Origin of the sequence: Mesorhizobium sp. WSM1293, assembly GCF_000513875.1 — a bacterium.
GTDB classification, from domain to species: Bacteria; Pseudomonadota; Alphaproteobacteria; order Rhizobiales; family Rhizobiaceae; genus Mesorhizobium; species Mesorhizobium ciceri.
Genome location: NZ_AZUV01000038.1, coordinates 1 through 20187, shown reverse-complemented (window position 1 = coordinate 20187; position 20187 = coordinate 1). Strand labels below are relative to the sequence as shown.

Below are 20187 nucleotides of genomic sequence, written 5' to 3'. Positions count from 1 at the left end.
GCGCTGGCCGCGGTGGGGAAGCCGATGCCTGTTGTTCAGGTTGCACCTGTCGAGAACCGCGAGTCATCGACAGAAGAATTGAAAATTCTCGCTGCGAGCTGAGTGCAATGGTCTACCAGCCGTCTGACCGAGGCCCTATAAGCAACCCGAAGGTGCGGAGTACCATCGACGCCCTGTCATATCAGCCGAATTTGAGAGGAATCCGGTATTGCCCTTGTGCCTGCCGATGATCCGCCACTTGAAATCCCCGGGCCTGTTTGGCGCCATTGATCGCTTGCCGGCGCTCGGCACGCCGATTAGCGAGCGGACATTCGAGGTCCTCAATCCGTCGAGCGGTGAGGTCCTGGCGGCACTTCCCGACATGGGCGTGGAGGAGACACGCGCTGCGATCGACAAGGCCTATGTAGCGCAGCCTGGTTGGGCTGCGCTGACCGCCCGAGAACGCAGTGACGTTTTGTGGCGATGGCATGAGCTGATCATTGACCACGCCAATGATCTTGCCGCGATACTCACTGCAGAGATGGGCAAGCCGTTTGCCGAAGCCAAGTCGGAGGTTTCGCACGCGGCCGCGTATCTGCAATGGTACGCCGAAGAAGCCAATCGCATCTATGGCGAGACGATCTCCGCACCGTCGACAGACCGTCGCATGCTGGTGATCAAGCAGCCCATCGGTGTGGTCGGCACGATTACGCCATGGAATTTCCCGGCCTCGATGGTGGCGCGCAAGATCTCGCCGGCCCTGGCGGCGGGCTGCACGATCGTACTTAAGCCTGCTGAACAGACGCCGCTCGTGGCAGGTGCAATGTTCGCCCTCGCCCACCAAGCCGGCTTTCCCGCCGGCGTGGTGAACCTAATTTATGCGTCTGAAGGTGATGGCGTCGGACGTGAACTTTGCTCCAACCCGAAGGTCCGAAAGATCAGCTTTACAGGCTCGACCGAGGTTGGCAGGCTGCTCATGCGCCAGTGTTCGGACCAGATCAAGAAGGTCAGCCTCGAGCTCGGCGGCAATGCGCCGTTCATCGTCTTTGACGACGCCGATATCGACGCTGCGGTTGACGGCGCGATCCAGGCGAAGTTCCGCAACGCCGGGCAGACCTGTGTTTCAGCGAACCGTCTTTACGTCCAATCGAGCGTTCACGATGAGTTCGTTGAAAAATTCGTGGAGAAAGTTCGGTCTTTGTCGGTTGGCGACGGCTTCGCTCCGGCAGTGGACGTCGGACCGCTCATCGACGTGCATGCTTTGGCCAAGATCGAGTCCCACATCGCAGATGCCGTTGCCAAGGGTGGCGCAATTCGATGCGGTGGCCAACGCATCGGCAAGGATGGGACCTTCTTCAAACCCACAGTCCTCACTGAAATCACCAGCATTATGGCGGTTGCGCAAGAGGAGACTTTCGGGCCGCTGGCCCCGATCATTCGCTTCCATGATGCGGATCAGGTTGTGCGTGAGGCCAACGACACGATCTACGGTCTCGCCGCGTATTTCTATGCCTCGAATTTGAAGCGTGTCTGGCGCGTTGCCGAGGCATTGGAATACGGCATGGTTGGCATCAACACCGGGCGTATGTCTTCGGAAGCGGCGCCCTTTGGCGGCATCAAGCAGTCCGGCATTGGGCGAGAAGGATCCCGCCACGGGCTCGAAGACTACCTCGAAATGAAATACCTCTGCATGGGCGGCATCTGATCTCTATGTGGATGAATACCTCAGGCGCAAAATGAACTAAAGGCATGATCGAGCGCTTTGGCGAACCTTCTATCGGCTGGTTTCGGGGTCGTTCACCGCGACCTGCGGCCTGTGCGCCTTAAGTGAGATCTAGACGCGCAGCTACCTTGAACCGCCTCTACGGCGAGGAGGCAAAGGCGCCGCTAGCAGACTGCAGGTTGCTCATCCTATCCAAGCGCGGCACGTCTCGCCAGGCTAGTGGTTCACAGAAAATAGAACGCGATCGTCCATCAGCTGCGCTGACGCAGCGAATGTCGTTAAGCCGACGATGCAGGGCGTCTGAACGGTCAGCGGGTGCCACCGACACGTTTACGCCGCAGCCTCCTTATTGCCGCACGGCCAACTGAGCGCCCTTCGCGCATCGCTCTCAATCGGTACAGTCGCCGGCATTCTCGCCTGGAGAAGATTCAGTGACACAAGACGTGCCCAGGCCGTGCATGCACGAAAGACATTGAGGGTTGAGATCCAATGATTACAGCGCATCTGCTCGACATGGACGGGGTCCTGGTCCGGGGCGGTCAACCGATTGCTGGCTCCGTCGGCTATGTCGCCGGGCTAATCGCCAGGGGTGAGCCGTTTCAGATCTTCACCAATAACTCGCGCTTCACGCCCGAAGATCATGCCGAGCGTCTAAGAGCGGTCGGCTTCGCCGTGCAGCCAGAGCACATCTACACCTCGGCGCTCGCCACGGCGCGGTTCATGGAACTGCAAAAGCAGGGATCATCTGCCTATGTCATCGGCGACCACGGTCTCGTCGAGGCCCTGCGGCAGGCAGGCTGCCGGATAACGGAGGTTGCCCCCGAATTCGTGGTCCTCGGGGACACAATTTCGTACCACTATGAACAGATCGCGACTGGCGCCGAGCTTGTGGCGAGGGGCGCGCGTTTTCTCGCCACCAATCCGGATGCGACTGGCCCGACCGAGCGGGGGTCCCATCCGGCGTGCGGGGCAGTCGCGGCACTAATCGAAAAGGCCACCGGCCGTCAGCCCTATTTCGTCGGAAAGCCGAACCCGTTCATGATGCGCGACGCGCTCGACCGGCTAGGAGTGCGAGCTGTTGATACCATCATGGTCGGGGACCGCATGGACACCGACGTGCTCGCAGGCCTGGAATCGGGCCTGAAAACAGCCCTTGTGCTCACTGGGGTGACCAAACTGGCAGACATAGAGCGGTTTCCATTCAGACCCGGCTACGTGGTCGAGCGCCTTGCCGATCTGGGCCAGATCATCGTCACTCAACAAGCAGAACGACACCACGACTGAACGCTCCCGCTACATTCCGAATGTCGGCCGTTGAACCTGGGCAATTTTGGAGGAACAGCTGGCCGCAAAGAAAGTGATAAGCGTGACAACTTAGTCGAAGTACACCCATGTAGTCCAATGCATGCCGGTCCTGACCTCTATGAAGCGAGAGTCTTCGGCCAAAGACTCTCGAGCGCAGAAGTAGACTGCGTCCAGCGAATGCGTCAGGTTCGATCGAGCCCAGATGCGTTCGCTGTGACACTCACGCCCGACCGTTTCTGTCATGGCTTTGAACAGCGCGACGAGTGTCGTTCAACCACTGGAGTTTTATCACTCCGGAGGCGATCCTACACGTGGACGCCACGCAGGCTGTTGGTCGTATGCGCATCGCTTTGACAGACGAGTTTGTCGAAGTCGATCTGCTCACCCATTGGCGCATAAATTCCACAGCCCGTCAGGCGTGGGCGCGTTGCTCATTAGGGAGTGGTTGCGCCTCGCTTTTGTGGTGAACAGGACGGGCAACAGCGCGGCTGCTGAATAGCGCAGCAGCCGACGGACTGCCGAGGAATAGGCGGCTCGGCGGCTGCGGGTAGTGAGCGGCATCGAAGCGCTTCAAGACAACTTTCAATTGAGCAATCGCCTGCCGCAGGTATTGGGTTCAAGCATCGCGCCTTCGAAATACGTGCTCCTTGACCAATTCATGGTGTGACACCGATGCGATCGCGAAACCTGTCTCTCCACAGGTTCGCCTGCCGCGCTCACGCTCCGTCGCGTGTGCTGACGAGGATCAGCTATGAGGTGCCAAGACTACGCTGCGTAGTGAGCCTTTCAGCATTTACTTCAAAGGCGGATCTCGGGTTGGCAACGGCCAAAATAGTCGCTGCCGTGAACACGGAGCCACAACGACCGCGCTCGAAGTCTGACAATTTATTTAGGCCTTGCGCTTCATTCACGTAATCATGTCAGACGCAGCGCCAAGTTCCGCCACCTCAACTTTCGGCACCAAGCCCGCATAGCCGGAAGCGAAACATTGCGTCTCTGATTTTAAAGTCCTGAATGCAAGCACGGCTGAACCCGCATGCCCGGCAGGAGACTGAGCTCGCTGCCGGGCCGGGTACGCCTTGGGAGGTGGCGTAAGTCCGCGACCTTCGTGGAGGGGGGAACCACTCAGTCCGCGCGTTTTGCTAGCGTGCATGTTCCGTGCCAAGGCAAAAAATCGTTTTAAAAGACCCGACGCGATAGCTTTTTTCTCTGTTGCGTACTCGACATTGTCACCTATCGGACATGTCTAACGTGCCTCTCAGCATCGACCGACGCCTGAACCAGAGCGCACCTCTAAGGCCGTTCCTCTCCAAGTCGACTGACGAACTGGCGGTGACCAGTTGTAGCTTCGAACTGTTCGCCGGCTGATGTACAAGTCGGACTATCCCTTTTCAAAGAAGGAAATCCCTGTACCCTCCATGCATGAGGGCGCGGCCACGAGTGACAGCGCGGCGAATGCGGTCGCGCAGATGATCGCGAGGATCCCTCCAGTCGGCATGGACGCGCCGTTGACCAATCAGCGCTTCAGCGAGCTCGCGATGTGACGCCCCAGCAAGCGATCCGTCGAGCGCACGAAGAACGAAGGTCAAACGGGGACCGCGTTTTTCCGGCGGAAACAAGCGGGCGGGCAGGTGCTGACCCAAGTTTAGGGCATTGAGGCACTTGAGCGCCCTCAGGCGGTGCTTCGAAAGGGTCGCGGGCCAAATGGCCTCGGTCCGGAGGCAAACGGGGTGCAGGATATCCGCGCCGGAGACGGCGATCTGAAGCGTATGCTCCGCCTTGCGAAGAAGAACATGCTGGCCCTTGTCTGGCGCCAGCATGACCGTCGCACGGCATGGCAATGCCGAGAGCTCGAACGGCCCTGTCGCCGAGCAAGCAGACAGCTGTTCTGCAATCACCGGCAGCACATGAGCGCACCATAGCGGAGACCAGAATACGACCGAATTGCGCCCGTAAGACTCGGCGAAACAGGACGCCCCACCGTGACAGGTTACCGGTCGACGAGACTACGTCGAGAGAGGGTCCAAAGGACAAGGTACTGGCGTGCTGGCTTGCAGCGATCACGTCGCGCTGGAATGCTGGATTGCGACGTAAGAACTCCCAGGCCCACTCGCGCGGCGCCAGACCAGGAGTGTAATCGTATGATCTTTCATCGCGCCAATCCGCCTCGTCCGCGCCTTTCGCTGGAACTGCAGGCATTATTGTGCTCCCCTGCCCGCCCCCAGGCAGGTCGAAACATCAGGCCGATTGGCGAAACACCGGCGCCCGAGCAACCAGCCCCCGATGGATGTGTTTCGTTGAAGCGTGTGGGGTCGGCACCCTTCGGGGCAGTTCACGCAGGCAAATAGCGGCGACTTGATCGAACCAGCGCAGCCAGCATGGCCCGAGCAGGCCAAGTGAGTTGGTTGGACGCCAGTGGTCGGCTCCTTTGCCACGTTCCTAACGTTCCTTGAAGACCCCGTGCTGCGGCGGTGGGTACGTTGATTGTGCGCAGGTCGTCGTAGCGCGGGCGTTGTAAGCGTAGTCATGGGAGGTCTCCTAGGGGAAGCTCCCGCCATTGGAGGCCAAGTTCCGGGCTATGGCAGCCTGTATAGGTGTACAGGTAAGCCGACTGTTTAGCGGACCTCAAAACACGAACGGCGAGGTGGGCAATTCCTTTGCGGTGGTGCTCACGCCGGGCCTTTGGGAGCTTCTTGCACCTGGAGCACGCGGTCGGGATGCGCGCGGTGGCAGGGGCTTGCCTAACCATCAAAGCCGCCGAACGGCCCTCGGCCTCGATTTTTTTTCCCGCTCTGGTGTCTAGACCCACAGCCGCTTCGTTCCTTCATGGCTGCCATCGAGTCGTGGTGTCGTCCGCTAATTGGATCCGGAAGCGTTTAAGCGGTCCGGCGCGAAGATGTAGCGGTCCAGCCAAGTCATTTTGAGGTGCCTGAGTTCTGACTGTGTCGCCGAACTCGCCGGCGGAGCTTGATGCGGCGACTACGGGTGCGCTCCCTGTCGGATTGTTGACTATGTCGGCCATGTGACACAGCGCTACTAGAGTCATCCCATTGTTTTGAACGATTTCACAGTTGGCACGACAGATGCAATCCCTGTCCGCAGAGCACTTGGCGCCTTAACTGAGAAGAACCCTCTGATGATCACGCTTTTCGAAGATGCTGGCGCGCCCGCCAACACTGAGTATTCCCGAGCAGACCGAAACCATTGCGCTTTCACTCGTCCGGTTATCGGGACATGACCGAGTTCGATTTCCGGCCAACTGTGAATGCACCCGACGATGACCCGCACCTTTGGCTTGAAGATGTAGAAGGCGAACGGGCACTTGCGTGGACGGCGGGGCAGTCGGCAAAGACCCTGAAGCATTTCGGTGGACGGCAGTTTGAGCGCGACCGGGCGGCGCTGACAGTGATTTTCGACCACCCAGATCGGATGCCCCTGGTCACGCGCCGCGGTCAGTACCTGTACAATTTTTGGCAGGATGCCGAAAATCCGCGCGGGCTGTGGCGCCGGACCACCCTTTCTGTCTATATGGAGGCGGATCCCCGATGGGAGCTGCTGCTCGACCTTGACGCCCTCGCTGCTAGCGACGGAGAGGACTGGATCTGGGGCGGCGCGTCGATCGAGCCCGAGGTACGGGAAAGAGCCGTTCTGCGCTTGTCGCGCGGCGGCGGCGACGCAGTTGTGCATCGTGAATTCGACCTGAGCTCTCTGAGCTTTGTCGCCGACGGCTTCAATCTTCCCGAAGCCAAGGGCGGCGTTCATTGGCTCGACCCCAACACCCTTCTGCTTTCCAGTGCGCTTGGTCAGGGCATGGCAACTCGCTCCGGCTATGCGCGCACCGTGCGGCTGTGGAAGCGTGGCGCGGATCCCCTCACCGCGCCGGTAATCTTCAAGACCGGTTACGAAAACCTCGGTGTGTCTGGCCATCTGGACCGCACCGCCGCGACCGAGCGCCTATGGTTCGTCGAGCAACTGGGCTGCTTCGAGAAGCTGGTACGCATTGGGGACAGAAGCGGCCCGAACATTGAGATCGACCTTCCCAAGGATGCCAGGTGGGTTAACTTTGGCGATTGGCTCGCGGTGCGGCCGCGCAAAGCATGGACGGTTGCAGGGACGACCTATTGCGCCGACGCGCTGATCGGCATGTCGCTTTCCTCTTTCATCGCCGGCGAGCGACGTTTTCGTACCCTGTTTGAACCGGCCGAGCGGCGCAGCCTGCAATCATTCTTCTGGACTGATGGAAAGCTCATCATCACCTACCTGGCGAACCTCGCCCGAAAATTTGAGATGTTTATCCCAGGCCCGCAGGAATGGACGCGCCGAGTGCTGGACACCGTGCCAGCGCAAGGGACTGTTCACCTTTGGTCACTCGATACCGCAGTTCACGAGAGCAATGGAGAGCTTCTGGTCTTGGCTCAGGACCCGACCACTCCGCCCCAGCTTTTCCTGTTCGATCTCGAAGCCGCGCCGCCTCTCAGCGCTCAGGTAGTCCTAAAGCGCAGCCCGGAGAATTTCGACGCATCCGGACTGGTGGTCACGCGCCATGAGGCAGTGTCGATCGATGGCGAGATGATCCCCTACACGCAGGTCGGTCCACGGAACGGGAAGGGTGATGCCCCGGTTCACCTTTCCGCCTATGGTGGATTCGGCGTATCGCTCCTGCCCTCCTACAACTCCTCGCTCGGCAAGCTGTGGCTCGAACGCGGCGGCACCTGTGTGGTGGCGAACATCCGCGGGGGCGGCGAGTTCGGCACCCGCTGGCACGATGCCGGGCGCAGGCAGGGCAAACGTCTCGCCCATGACGATTTCGCCGCCGTTGCCGCCGACTTGGTACGGAGGGGCATTACACTGTCGAGGCGGATTGCCGCGCAGGGCGGCTCGAACGGCGGCCTTCTGATCGCCAACATGCTAACGCGCTATCCCGAGCAATTCGGCGCGCTGTTCTGCACAGTTCCCCTTATCGACATGCGACGGTACAGCAAGCTCCTGGCAGGCGCGAGCTGGATCGACGAATATGGCGATCCCGACAAGGCTGACGATTGGGCTTTCCTGAGGGAAATCTCCGCCTATCACACTGCCACGCCGGGACAGCCCTATCCGCCTATCCTGCTCGCCACCATGAAACGCGACGACCGCGTCCACCCGGGCCATGCGCGTAAGATGGCAGCAAAACTGCAAGCTCTTGGCTATCCCGCTTACTTCTACGAGCCCAGCGCCGGTGGGCACGGCTACGGCAAGGACAATCGCGAGCGCGCAGCGTTCATCAGCCTTGGCATCAATTTTCTTCGCAGCGCGATTGGCTGGCACGCTGACAGCGTCGTAGACGGCGGGGAGCCAGATAAGAGCAAACTACAGTGAGCGAGTGAGTGCAGGTTCACGACTGCGGCAAAGCTAAAATGCGAGCACTGCTTGCGCAAAATGCGTCATCGCTCTGTCGCTCTCGGTCAATACAGCCTGACCATACACGAGTTCAGTCTACATTTCTGAAGAGTAAAGGAGATATCATGTTAATAAAGCGGATGAAAGTGGCGCGGGCAGCAACAGCGGCTGTCGCCCTGATGCTGATCGGGCAGCAGGCGGTCGCGGCAGACCTTCCAGAACCGTGCGACCCCGACGAAGGTCCCTCGGTCACGGAATGGCCAAGCCCCTGGCAGATTCGGCTGCGTGCGTTGGGGGTCATCACTGAGGATTCGGGCTACGTTGATGCGGTGCCCGGCTCTGGTCTTTCTTATTCGAACACGGTGACGCCTGAACTTGATATTTCGTATTTCTTCAGCGACAACATCGCCACCGAGCTTATCCTTGGCACCACCTATGCCAACATTGCAGGCCAGGGCTCGATCAGCGGCCTGGAGAATATCGGCAAGGTTTGGCTGCTGCCGCCGACGCTGACATTGCAATACCATTTTACCCATTTCGGCGCCTTCAAACCCTATGTCGGGGCGGGGGTGAACTACACGATCTTCTATCATCAGCAGGCGGGCAGCGCCGATGATCTCAAGGTCAAGAACACGTTCGGCACCGCACTGCAGGTCGGGTTCGACTACATGGTGGACCAGCATTGGGGCGTCAACTTCGACGTGAAGAAGCTTTTTCTCAAGCCAGACTTCGAAGTTACGGTGGCCGGCGCCAAGCTGACCGGGAAAGCGGCGCTTGATCCCTGGCTGATCGGCGCAGGTGTCACCTACCGTTTCTGACAACGGGGCGAAGGCGATCACAGCCGCGAATGAAGGGCGCCTCGTGCGCCCTTTGTGCGGTCGTCCCGGGCGACTTTAAAGAAGCCGTTGTCGAGGACCCGGCCTCCACCAGCGTACTCCTGGTTAACGTGGCCCGAAACTGGCGCCCGAATGCGGCAACTCTTTGCGGCACCGGTGTCCTCGAACGTTGGTTCTGAGGTTATGTGTCTGCGCAAATGCGACTACGGACCTCCTCGATGACACCAAGTGCCTTCTTCAGCGCTGATAAGAGGTGCCGGTTCTTTTCTGCAGGCTCGGTAGCTGGCCTGGGAACCTCGGCAGCTCACGGCCGCCCTTCGCCCTCCGCACGGCACACAGTAAGGGCTCCAGCTCGGTAGGGTACGCGCCATCGGAAGGCCAACAAAGAAGAGCTGCGCGCGCCTGAGATCCGCGCCAAGGAGGCGAATGGCTGGGACGCCTGGAATTGCGAAGAAAACCGGGGTTGGTGACCCGGCAACCGGTGGCTCCGGGAGGCGCGCTGGCCCAGCTACGTTCGCAGGCTCAACAGAATCTCGCACGGGTCAGTGTCAAGCGCTGCAGTTACGTCGAGAAACTCAATGACATCGAGACGCCGCTCTCCACCCTCGTACTTGGCAACGAAGGATTGGCGACGGCCAAGCTTTTCGGCCAGCTGCTCCTGGGTCAGGCCTTGCGCCTTGCGCAGTGATCTCAGCTGATTCAGAAATCTCTGGTGGCGGGGAGATCGAAGAGATTTTGGCATTAGGCGAACCGGACGGGTAAAGACCGGCTCAGCCACTAATCCCGGTTCCGGATAATCCCATTTTGGGATATTCTGTCTTGAAACCAGCGATCAACATGCGAGGTTCGCGGCAGACATGAATCCAACAACGGGAACGGACGGGGCTCAAAGCTCAACACTGCACGATGAGGTCCCATGGTCAGACAGCATCACGAGCTATGACAGGGAACATTCCGCCATTTACCTGCGCGTCCTGGACGCCTGCGCCGACAATGCGAGCGTAGACGAAATGGCCGAACTCATTCTCGGCATCGACCCCGTCCTTGAACCGGTGCGCGCCCGCAAGGCTGTTCGCAGCCATATCGACCGGGCGAACTGGATGATAACGACCGGCTACAAGGAACTGTTCGGCGGCTGACTCACGGCTGAACTGTCACCTTTCCAGCCAAGGAACTCACGACGGTCCCATTCCTGAGCGCAGGGGCCGAGAAACACGCGCCTAATGCGGTCGCGGAGATGATCGCAATCCGTCCAATCAACGGGGGGTACGCCTTACCGATCAGCACTTCGACGATCTCGCGATGTCAAGGTCCGGCGAGCGATCTTCGAGCGCCGCAGAACGACGGTCAATCGGGCGGCCGTTTTCCGGCGGGAACAGGCGGGCAGGCAATTCGCAGCAATTAAAGGCGCACTCGAGCCCACGGCTACCTTCAACGCCGCCGCACGTGAAGCTAACCTGTCAGTGAACCGAAAAGAGGGAACGGGCCAGGCGCCCAATTGCCTGTTTGGTGGTCGTCACCCCAAGCTTCCGGCGAGCGTTGCCCAGATGAAAGGCGGCCGTTCGTTGCGTGATCCCCAGAATGCAGCCGATCTCCCAATCAGACTTGCCTTGTTCTGCCCACTGCAGGCACTCGTATTCGCGCGGCGTCAGCAAAACACCATCGATCGCTCGATCGGCAGACAGTTTGCAGCGAACGAACATGTGAAAACAGGTCGCGATATACGGGAGACCTTCTACGTGGCGTTCTGTGGCATGGAAAAATGCAGTGTCGGGCTTATCTGCGGCAAAGGTTATCGCAGCAAAATTCCCTCGGCGGTCGATAATCGGGATGGTCATGCCGCAGCAGATGCCAAACTGCGCCGCTTCTTCGAAAACCTGAGCCCCTGCAGCCTCCTTGCCGCTCAGATCGGGGCCCCAACGAAACGGACATCCGCCACTGCGTGCGCGCACTATGACCGGGTCAATACTCTGATATCGGTTCTGAAGATAATGTGCTGTCCAACGCGTCGGATAATTCGAGATCAGCGTGGGTTTGCCATCTGATCGCGGTGGTAATGAGAGATAGGCAAACGTGCTTAGTTCGAGTCCAGAGGCGACATCGGCCAAGGCGCCGCGGAGATCAGCCTCATCGACGCTTTCTGAAAGCCGTTCCAAGAATCTCTCGAAGACAGTCTGCATCTCTGCCCTTTCAGGTCCTTCCCCTGGCGCTCCGGCAACGTGTCATTTGAAAGGTTACGAGCGGAACGGGTCCATGCCGCAGTGCGAGAGCATTGCCGCAAACTGCGGCAGCCCGCGTCGGCGCCTCAGACTTTCGCCCAAATGAACTGCTTGCATATATTGCCCACCGCACCTAATCGGGATGGTATTCCCCAACCGGACCGCAGCCTCGTTGTAGACGCTGCTGCGAGCCCAACCTGAGGAATCTTTGCGGATCCGACCGCCCGCCTGAAGGGCTCCATTCGGTCGAAAGCTCAATGTACATTTGATCCTTTAGTTTAAGGTGACGACTCTGAACCGCAGCGACGGCGCCTCTGGTTCTGGGGCGGGAAGAGCGCGAGTATCTGGAACGACAGGTGCGTCGGCAGCGTGTGGCGCGATCCATGTCCGAGCGGTGCCGGATCATTCTTCGTTGCGCCGACGGCATTCCCAGCAAGGCCGTCGCGGCTGAGCTGGGGGTGCATGAGCATACGGTCGGCAAGTGGAGGCGCCGCTTCCTCAAGGATCGCGTGGAGGGTCTGCTGGACGAAGCCCGGCCAGGCAGGCCCCGGACGATCGATGACGATCAGGTCGCCGCCGTGATCGAGCGGACGTTGCGCTCCACGCCCAGCGATGCCACCCATTGGTCGATCCGATCGATGGCCGGTGCGACCGGCTTCTCGCACACGACGATCTGCAGGATCTGGACCGCCTTCGGGCTGCAACCGCACCGCTCGGAGACGTTCAAGCTGTCGAGCGATCCGCTGTTCGTCGACAAGGTGCGCGACTTCGTCGGGCTCTACCTGTCGCCACCCAATAGGGCGCTCGTGCTCAGCGTCGACGAGAAGAGCCAGATTCAGGCGCTCGACCGTGAGCAGCCCGTGCTGCCGATGATGCCGGGCATCCCCGAGCGCCGGACACATAGCTATGTCCGGCACGGCACGACCTCGCTGTTTGCAGCGCTCGACGTCGCCTCCGGCTTCGTTATTGGCAAGTGCTACAAACGGCACCGGGCCACAGAGTTCCTGGACTTCCTGAAGCAGGTCGATGCCAGTATTCCGCCGGACCTCGACGTCCACATCGTCATGGATAACTACGCGACTCATAAAACCGCGCGGGTCAGGTCATGGCTGGCGCGACGGCCGCACTACCATGTCCACTTCACGCCGACATCGGCATCCTGGATCAACCAGGTCGAACGCTGGTTTGCCGAACTCACCCGCAAGCAGCTGCGCCGCGGCGTCCACACCTCGACCAGCCAACTCGAAGCCGACATCCGCTCCTTCATTGAGCGGCACAATGAGAACCCAAAGCCCTATCGCTGGGTCAAATCCGCCGACGACATCCTCTCATCAGTCAAGCGCTTCTGCCAAAAGGCCGAACAGACCTTATGCAGCGAATTTTAGATTCAGATGACTAGATCCCGCAGGCATGACGCTTCAAAGACCAGCCGCCTGAGTTGCATCATCATCGTGGCCTATGAGGGCGGCTGCAGTGGCCGAAATAGGCGCCGAGTCGACTCACTGGGAGCAGCACGCCAACGGTGACGAATGCAGGGGCCTAGCTGTTTGATCCCAAGCTTTGATCGTGCATTCTTTTCTCCGAATGGAAGGAGGCACTTGGCCAGGTTCTACACGGCAGCGCCACGACGACAGAGGCAGTCCGCCGCGCAATACAAAATAGTCGGGAGAGCCTGAGAGTGCTGGCGAGGCGCTATGGGATTAACCAGAAGACCGCCGTTAAGTGGAAAGGTCGGACATCGGTCGCCGATGTGCCGACGGGGCCGAGAAACCCCTCCTCGACGGTGCTTAGGACCGAGGAGGAGGCTGTGAGCGTCGCCTACCGGCGGCACACCTTGCTGCCGCTTGAGGATTGCCTGCGCGCGCTGCACCCGACGATGCCAACCCTGACGCGTTCGTCCCTGCATCGATCCTGCGGCGCCATGATCAGCCGCTTGCCCGAAGTGGAAGGCGACAGGCCGGCGAAAAAATCAAGCACTACCCGATCGGCTACTTCCATGTTGACATCGCCGAAGTGAAGACGGCTGAAGGCAAGCTCTATCTCTTCGTGGCCATCGATCGGGCCAGAAATTTCGCCTATGTCGAGCTACACAAGCGAGCCGCGAAAATGGTCGCAGCCGGGTTCGTGTTCCACCTCATCCAGCCGGTTCCATACAAAATTCACACGACCCTCACCGACAACTGCGTCCAGTTCAAGAACCGTGACCAGGATCGCACGGCTATTGAGTACATGCGGGCTCGCACAGGAGACTAATCAGAGGAGCTAAGTTGCACTGTCGTCGGATCTCTGCAGATGTCGTACATGAGACAAGTCCGGTCAGAGTGACTCGTGTTCGGACATGATTTTCTCGGTTGGCATGACACGTGCTGTCGCTCTGCTAAAGCACCGCCACCCGATGGACCCATCCTATGATCATGCTCGCCGAAGATGCGTTCGCCGCCGCGACACTGAGCGTTCCCTCGACGCAAGAATGTGCGTTTGCTCTCCAATCTGCATGGAATAACGCGGCCACCTCACATCGCGAGCTTTGCCATAGCTAGACAGTGCCGGAAAACCTTGAGCACGAACGTAAATCCGACAGCAACCCCTTTCTACCCGCGATGCGGCTCTGGCTGGGCACTCTTCGCGGGGCAACAAGGGATAGCCGTCTGCGGTGGCCTCGTGGTCTCGCCAGGCTCACCACTCATCCGGAACGTCTGTAGGCGCGCTGCCCTATAGACACTGAACAGGAGCTTACATCATGGTCGCAACAGAGTTTGCCGGGTTGGGGTATGCGAAATGAAGCCACTGCCCTCCAAAGCGCGAGCTGTCATAATCGGAGGCGGTGTGTCAGGATGCTCAGCCGCATATCATTTAGTGAAGCTGGGATGGACGGACGTGATCCTGCTTGAGCGTAAGCAACTTACGTGCGGCACGACCTGGCACGCCGCCGGATTGCTCAGCGAGCTTCGCCCGTCTAGCGATATGACAAACTTGACCAAGTATTCAATGCAACTCTACTCGGGCCTCGAGGAAGAGACGGGGATTTCAACCGGACTTCGCCGCGTAGGCTCATTGTCCATCGCGCTGACCCAGGAGCGCAAGCACGAGCTATACAGGCAACTCTCTCTCGCAGCCGCCTACGGCGTGGAGGCGCGAAAAATCTCGGCGCGAGAAGTCGAGAGCATGTACCCTCACGTCGACGTGTCTGATGTCACTGCTGCCCTTCATTTCCCTAATGATGGACAATGTGATCCAGCCAACGTTGCCATGGCGCTTGCCAAAGGCGCACGTCAGCGCGGCGCCGCAATCTTTGAAGGAGTGAAGGTAACCGGTGTTCAGGTGAGGGACGGTCGGGTCTCAAGCGTAACATGGGAGAAGGAAGGGCAGCGAGGGCTGATTGAAACTGAATTTGCCGTAAACTGTGCTGGGATGTGGGCACGTGAATTCGGCGCCAAAAGCAACGTCGGGGTTCAGTTACACGCGTGCGAACATTTCTACCTGGTCACAGAACCGATCGAGGGGCTCACTCGGTTACCGGTCCTACGCGTTCTTGACGAACATACATACTATAAAGAAGATGCAGGAAAAATTCTTTTAGGCGCGGTGGAACCTGAGGCCAAACCTTGGGGCATGACCGGAATACCGGAAAGCTTCTGTTTCGATGAGTTGCCCGAGGACTTTGGGCATTTCGAACCTATTATGGAGAAGGCTGTGAAGCGAATTCCGATGTTGGCGTCAGCCGGGATTCGTACCTTCTTTAACGGGCCAGAGAGCTTCACTCCGGACGACCAATACCATTTGGGTGAGGCTCCTAACGTCAGGGGCTATTGGGTAGCGTGTGGTTACAACAGTACAGGGATAGCTGCCGCAGGAGGTGCGGGTTTAGCGCTGGCACAGTGGATGAATGACGACGAGCCGCCCTTCCACTTGTCGGGTGTGGACATCCGTCGGATGATGCCGTTCCAAAAGAACCGGTCGTATCTAAGGGAGCGGGTTTCAGAGGTAGTGGCACTTTCCTTTGCCGACCACTTCCCCGCTCGTCAAATGACCACAGCACGAGGCATTCGACGCTCGCCCTTTCATGAACATCTAAATTCACGCGGGGCGGTGTTCGGTGAGATAGCAGGCTGGGAGCGCGCCAACTGGTTTGCATGGGAGGGCCAGGAGCGCGAATACCGATACTCCTGGTTCCGCCAAAACTGGTTTGAGAACCAGCGCAACGAGCATATAGCGGTTCGTGAACGGGTCGCTCTTTCTGACTTGACTTCATTCGGAAAAATTCGAGTGGAAGGCCGAGACGCTATCAGCTTCCTCCAGCGGCTTTGCTCCAACGATATCGACGTGCCGGTTGGCCGGATCGTCTATACGCAGATGCTGAACGATCGGGGCGGCGTCGAGAGCGATCTCACGGTGAGTCGTCTCGCGGACAGTGCTTTCCTGCTGGTCTTATCGGCCCCCTCATTACAACCCAGTCTCTCGTGGTTAAGGCGGCATTTAGGCGACGAGTTCGTCGTTATCAATGATATGTCGGCCTCGGAAAGCGTCCTGGCAGTGATGGGACCGAACTCCCGCGAACTGCTCAGCAGAGTGAGTCCCAATGACTTTTCCAACCAAAGCAATCCTTACGGCACGTGGCAAGAGATTGAGATCGGCATGTCGCTGGCACGGGCCCACAGACTGAGCTGTGTCGGCGAACTGGGTTGGGAGATCTACATTCCGACTGATCAAGCCGCGCATGTCTTCGAAGCAATCGAGGCGAAGGGCGCCGATGTCGGACTCAAGCTGTGTGGAGGTCATGCCATCGGATCGTGCCGCATCGAGAAGGCACATCGTCAGCTTCCCGATGATCTTGGCAGCGGCGATCATGTGCTCGAAGCGGGGCTGGGCTTCGCTGTGAATACGGCAAAGCCCGGATACATCGGCCGAGATGCGGTTCTGAGAAAACGCAAGGCGGGCGTCAACCGCCGGTTGGTTCAGTTCCGCCTTAAAGATCCTGTCCCCCTGCTTCATAAGAACGAAGTCATTTTTCGAAACGGTCGGATGGCTGGAACAATCACTTCCGGAGACTATGGACACACGCTCGGGGGAGCCATCGGCCTTGGCTATATACCGTGCAAGGACGAAAGCGAGGCAACTCTACTCTCCTCTTCATACGAGATTGAAATCGCCGGCGAGCGCTATGCTGCGGAAGTCTCCCTCAAACCCATGTATGACCCCAAGGGCGAGCGGATGCGGGCGTGACTTACGAACGGAGCCGTTCGGCATCCACCGCGGCATTCCAGGTATCAAACTCGCACCCCGCCCCGTCTGAACGTCGAAGGCGCAGGCGCGCACGGAGTGTCATCTGTTGCCTGAATCCAGCTCAAGCGCCGCTGGGTGTCAATCGACGCCGGCCGAAACACACGCCAGGGATCGGGCTAATTCCAGGCACGTCGAAATGCTGGCCTCCCATCCAAAGTCGAGAAGAACTCCATCGTATCACTCATCTAGCCGACTGACGATGCGAAGGTTGGTTGGCATGGTTACCGGGTGCGCGGTCGACAGCGGCTCGACGTGAGGCCGCCGGATATAGGCTTTTAGAAGGATGAGCTTTCCACGCTTGAAAAGCAGCAAATCTCGCGCGCTGTACGGCAACCGGAGCAAATTAGACAGCCTATGAATCAGCCCTCGTCCGGCCAGACTGCAGCACCAATACGTCTGGCAGTGGAGCATTGGAAGTTGTAGTGGGATCAGCAGAGTGCGTTTCTATCTCCCGGGTCACACAACTCGCCCGGTTCAGCATCGCTACAGGGCCAGATTGAAAGGTGCCCGCTTGAAGCCGACCTTTTCGCCCGGTTCAGCCCCGCTGTGTCTCAGCCCGACTGCCCGTCAGATAATGAGCTGCCCCTGACCTAAGATCGCCACGGTTAGACATGAGCATCGAAATCGACTTCGCCGGCTGCTAGAGAGTTCTGCATTTCGGGAAATCTGTCTTCGCCAGGTCGCACCCGGCGTGATAGGCATTGTGTCGGTCTTGGCCAGGTCTCTTAGATTATGGCAGGGGTGAACTCATCAGACGTGTTCGGTTGAGCGAGGCGCGGACGTGGCGCAGTTCACCGTTTCACGGAACGGCGAACCACTCTAACTCTTTGTTTTGAAGCACTCCGGATGCAAAAAAGCTTCACTTTCTCTGGAGTTGCGCTTGACTTGGGTGGTCTTGCTCGCAACTCCAGCCATGCCGCAGGCAGCTCCGACCAACCGGTGTCTGGGCGCAAAAGCTGCCCGGCGAGGCTTCAGAGGCAAGGGGCAGGGACTATACGTTGGTTCGACGGTAGACAGAGATATGACTTTTGGATTCGTTGGTGAACGCTCCCCTCGCCCAATCCCCCCAACGCTCCGCTAGCTGAAGCCCAACACATTCGGCCATGGTATCGAGTTCCTGGTGATAAACGTACCGAACGCGTTGTGGTAAACGACTGACCGACGCACCAGAAAACCAGAGGATTGTTGACGTCAAATTCTGATTTACAGGGTCATGGATTACCGCATTAATAAAGGTATTCTCATGATCAACGAACGTAGTGGTCGTTTTCTGACCGCCGATAACACCGTCCAAGGGTGGAACACGAACTTCTAACACAACAAGACCATTTTCCTCTAGCGCCTCGGCAGCCGACCGAAGGCAAGCTATTTGCTCTTCACGTTTGGAGAGCAAAGTGAATGTGCTATAAACACAATAGACCAGATCGTAGCGTTTTTCTGCATTGAAATGGGCAATGTCGCCCTTCCAGCCTTTAACCAGATCAGTACGTTCCGCGAGTAGTTTCAGCATGTGGTCCGAATTGTCGATGCCTTCGACCTTGACCCCGCGCTCGCTCAACGGCACCGCCACGCGCCCATTGCCAATACCGAGCTCAAGGGCAACGCCTCCTTTGGAAAGTTGCCCGAGGAAGGCAACCGTTTCGTCCGCCTCCGCAACCTTCCCTAATAATTTGGTAAACTTTTCGTATGTGGAAGCCACATTCTCATCATAAGCAAAATTTTCAGTCATTGAATCTCCGATTATGAGTTGAAGCTGCCATTCAAGCCCCCCTTTTTCCAACTGTCTTTTCGACAGACTATCTCGATCGTCATTCAACAAAATTTATAGACTTAGGATAATCGGACAGATTTGTGTATTTCTGCGTTATTTCTTCGTCGACCTCTATGTCATCGATTGCCACTAAGGTGGCCCACGCGCCGGATTCTTCGTCAGCCCAAACCGTTTTTGCATTAGGGCTCAAGGAATGATTGACCAACGAGGCAAGCCCAAACACGACGTAACGTGCTGTGGCGTCACCTTTTTGACTTCTCCCTCCTCGCACGAAATAGTATTCTAGTATTCCTGTAAGATCTATGAGACTTGCTTGCTTATCATCAAATTCCCATGTAGGGGCACGCTCAATTAAATCTCCGGCCTTGAACGGAATATTGGCGAATAAACCACGACCTTTTTGGGGGACTTTTTTGACATATAAAGCGTCGCTACGATCAAAAACCCTATCGAGCATAGTGTGTACCTTCTTGATGCTGAGCTTGAATTATGGCACTCGTTGAGTTGTCACCAGCGTACTAACTTCGAAGAGGTCGGCGGCGGGCTTGTCCATCGAGCGCGGCTTAATGCAGACCGAAGTACAACCTAGCCGCTTCGCACCCCATCGCTGGCAAGGCATCCCTTCCCCCAAGGCACATCGGTTAGATCGGCACGCGCTTCGAAGGGACGGACTCTAACAGTTCGTTCCAGAATTACTTTTCAGTGGGCGAACATAGCTTATCCTCAACCCCGTCATACCTACCAAGGTGAGTGGGTGACGTTAGCTGCTCGGCTCTTCTCTTACGTTTCGTTCTAGACTAACCAACCGGCTCACGTGTCTTTCTCAAAGCCATGACCGGATGCTCGAATGGGAACTGATCGGCAACGCGTGAAAGACCCCCTCCCAATACGAGTGCGAGCTTTGGTACGGAAACGGGCATTTTTCAGCATCCGGGCCAAACGGCGATCGATTGGCCCTATCGAACCAGGCGAGTTCCCGGACCTTACAGCTGCCGATCGCACGATGCTCAGCCCCGGTGCCTGGCGATGCCACCGTGCTCTGGCGAGGTAGGCGAGCCCTTGTCAAGGGGCGGTCGGCTCGACGCACGCCTGCCGCGGCGCAGAAAGTCGGTTTAGGTGCGATCGTCGGATTCCGGACAAATGCTCATACTCGCCGGCACCGCTGCTCCTGGCCAGCAATTGGTGCTGTTCAAAAGCCTCCAGCAAAGTCGTCTGGCTATCCGGCCTACCGGCCAAATAGAATGCGCTCCGCCGTATAAGTTGAGAGCATAGCCCCGGCCACAGCTCGGCTGGGCACTACAATGTGAACGTTTTTCTTGATCAACGAGATAGCCCCTGGGCTTTGCGAGGAGGTGCTATCTTCATGTTCGGATCCACCTTTCGTTTGGAGGCGAGCATATGAACCACGTACCCGACTTCGCCGCCAACGCTGCCTGCTGGATACATCTCAGCTGTGCGCATCGCTTCGATGGTCAAGGCCTTCGAGGCAAGGCTGGCGGCGCGGAAGATGGCGCGATTGTCCTCGCGCAGCACTGTCAGCCATGAGCCGATATAATCGGCATGTCGCACGGTCGGCTCGATGCCGATCGTGCTGCAGACGAAGGCTGCGCAGATTTCAGCGACCAGTTCCTCGCGCGCATAGGCCTTGCAGCCGAACGAGCCGGAGAGGTCGCGCGCAAGGCGCGTCGGGTG

General features: G+C 58.4%; 13 protein-coding genes and 2 pseudogenes. 8 read left to right on the top strand and 7 right to left on the bottom strand.

Annotated features, from left to right (window positions below):
• Positions 1 to 208: 208 nt before the first annotated feature.
• Positions 209 to 1684 carry an NAD-dependent succinate-semialdehyde dehydrogenase gene (locus tag M729_RS0129075; RefSeq protein ID WP_027163636.1) on the top strand — a complete coding sequence of 492 codons (1476 nt, stop codon included), beginning with the start codon at positions 209 to 211 and terminating at the stop codon, positions 1682 to 1684.
• Positions 1685 to 2191: 507 nt separating this feature from the next.
• Positions 2192 to 2986 (top strand): HAD-IIA family hydrolase, encoded by a 795-nt coding sequence (locus M729_RS0129070; protein ID WP_027163635.1) that lies wholly within the window; start codon positions 2192 to 2194, stop codon positions 2984 to 2986.
• Between the two features lie 1412 nt (positions 2987 to 4398).
• Here the strand turns inward: M729_RS0129070 and M729_RS0129065 are convergent.
• Entirely contained in the window at positions 4399 to 4914 is a 516-nt protein-coding gene (locus tag M729_RS0129065; RefSeq protein ID WP_027163634.1) for a DUF2285 domain-containing protein, read from the bottom strand.
• A 112-nt stretch (positions 4915 to 5026) separates the two neighbouring features.
• Positions 5027 to 5206, bottom strand: a pseudogene (locus M729_RS1000000139525) (DUF6499 domain-containing protein); the annotation flags it as partial.
• 1035 nt (positions 5207 to 6241) lie between these two features.
• Here M729_RS1000000139525 and M729_RS01000000136120 point away from each other — a divergent pair.
• Complete coding sequence (locus M729_RS01000000136120; RefSeq protein WP_050596374.1) at positions 6242 to 8365, top strand: prolyl oligopeptidase family serine peptidase; 2124 nt, start codon at positions 6242 to 6244, stop codon at positions 8363 to 8365.
• 146 nt (positions 8366 to 8511) lie between these two features.
• A complete protein-coding gene (locus M729_RS0129055; RefSeq protein ID WP_027163633.1) occupies positions 8512 to 9204 on the top strand; it encodes an OmpW family protein in 693 nt (230 codons plus the stop codon).
• A gap of 526 nt (positions 9205 to 9730) precedes the next feature.
• Here the strand turns inward: M729_RS0129055 and M729_RS1000000138005 are convergent.
• Positions 9731 to 9964 carry a helix-turn-helix transcriptional regulator gene (locus M729_RS1000000138005; protein WP_084652755.1) on the bottom strand — a complete coding sequence of 78 codons (234 nt, stop codon included), beginning with the start codon at positions 9962 to 9964 and terminating at the stop codon, positions 9731 to 9733.
• Between the two features lie 115 nt (positions 9965 to 10079).
• Between M729_RS1000000138005 and M729_RS0129045 the strand changes: the two genes are divergently transcribed.
• The gene (locus M729_RS0129045; RefSeq protein WP_050596373.1) at positions 10080 to 10361 is read left to right on the top strand and encodes a DUF2285 domain-containing protein; all 282 of its coding nucleotides are present in this window, start codon (positions 10080 to 10082) and stop codon (positions 10359 to 10361) included.
• 321 nt (positions 10362 to 10682) lie between these two features.
• On the opposite strand, the gene M729_RS0129040 is transcribed toward M729_RS0129045, so the two are convergent.
• Positions 10683 to 11402 carry a LuxR family transcriptional regulator gene (locus M729_RS0129040; RefSeq protein ID WP_027163630.1) on the bottom strand — a complete coding sequence of 240 codons (720 nt, stop codon included), beginning with the start codon at positions 11400 to 11402 and terminating at the stop codon, positions 10683 to 10685.
• Between the two features lie 353 nt (positions 11403 to 11755).
• Here M729_RS0129040 and M729_RS0129035 point away from each other — a divergent pair, with 353 nt between their 5' ends.
• From M729_RS0129035 to M729_RS0129025, 3 genes and pseudogenes are all read left to right on the top strand, one after another.
• Positions 11756 to 12826: an IS630 family transposase gene (locus M729_RS0129035; RefSeq protein WP_027163629.1), complete on the top strand. Its 1071-nt coding sequence runs from the start codon at positions 11756 to 11758 to the stop codon at positions 12824 to 12826.
• 185 nt (positions 12827 to 13011) lie between these two features.
• Positions 13012 to 13652, top strand: a pseudogene (locus M729_RS1000000138000) (IS481 family transposase); the annotation flags it as partial.
• Between the two features lie 567 nt (positions 13653 to 14219).
• Positions 14220 to 16664, top strand: coding sequence for an FAD-dependent oxidoreductase (locus M729_RS0129025; RefSeq protein WP_027163628.1), 2445 nt, complete (start codon positions 14220 to 14222; stop codon positions 16662 to 16664).
• Positions 16665 to 17715: 1051 nt separating this feature from the next.
• Here the strand turns inward: M729_RS0129025 and M729_RS0129020 are convergent.
• The 3 genes from M729_RS0129020 to M729_RS1000000139520 form a co-directional block, all read right to left on the bottom strand.
• Entirely contained in the window at positions 17716 to 18453 is a 738-nt protein-coding gene (locus M729_RS0129020; RefSeq protein WP_027163627.1) for a class I SAM-dependent methyltransferase, read from the bottom strand.
• A gap of 79 nt (positions 18454 to 18532) precedes the next feature.
• Positions 18533 to 18952, bottom strand: a complete 420-nt coding sequence (locus M729_RS1000000137995) for an SET domain-containing protein-lysine N-methyltransferase (protein WP_084652754.1) — start codon at positions 18950 to 18952, stop codon at positions 18533 to 18535.
• An 863-nt stretch (positions 18953 to 19815) separates the two neighbouring features.
• The coding region (locus tag M729_RS1000000139520; protein WP_245267660.1) for a zincin-like metallopeptidase domain-containing protein at positions 19816 to 20187 on the bottom strand (372 nt) is incomplete at its 5' end.

Bases quoted from the DNA above. Each gene is read 5' to 3' on its own strand.
- M729_RS0129070 (WP_027163635.1), top strand. From the start codon at position 2,192: ATGATTACAGCGCATCTGCTCGACATGGACGGGGTCCTGGTCCGGGGC.
- M729_RS01000000136120 (WP_050596374.1), top strand. From the start codon at position 6,242: ATGACCGAGTTCGATTTCCGGCCAACTGTGAATGCACCCGACGATGAC.
- M729_RS0129055 (WP_027163633.1), top strand. From the start codon at position 8,512: ATGTTAATAAAGCGGATGAAAGTGGCGCGGGCAGCAACAGCGGCTGTC.
- M729_RS1000000138005 (WP_084652755.1), bottom strand. From the start codon at position 9,964: ATGCCAAAATCTCTTCGATCTCCCCGCCACCAGAGATTTCTGAATCAG.
- M729_RS0129045 (WP_050596373.1), top strand. From the start codon at position 10,080: ATGAATCCAACAACGGGAACGGACGGGGCTCAAAGCTCAACACTGCAC.
- M729_RS0129040 (WP_027163630.1), bottom strand. From the start codon at position 11,402: ATGCAGACTGTCTTCGAGAGATTCTTGGAACGGCTTTCAGAAAGCGTC.
- M729_RS0129025 (WP_027163628.1), top strand. From the start codon at position 14,220: ATGAAGCCACTGCCCTCCAAAGCGCGAGCTGTCATAATCGGAGGCGGT.
- M729_RS0129020 (WP_027163627.1), bottom strand. From the start codon at position 18,453: ATGACTGAAAATTTTGCTTATGATGAGAATGTGGCTTCCACATACGAA.
- M729_RS1000000137995 (WP_084652754.1), bottom strand. From the start codon at position 18,952: ATGCTCGATAGGGTTTTTGATCGTAGCGACGCTTTATATGTCAAAAAA.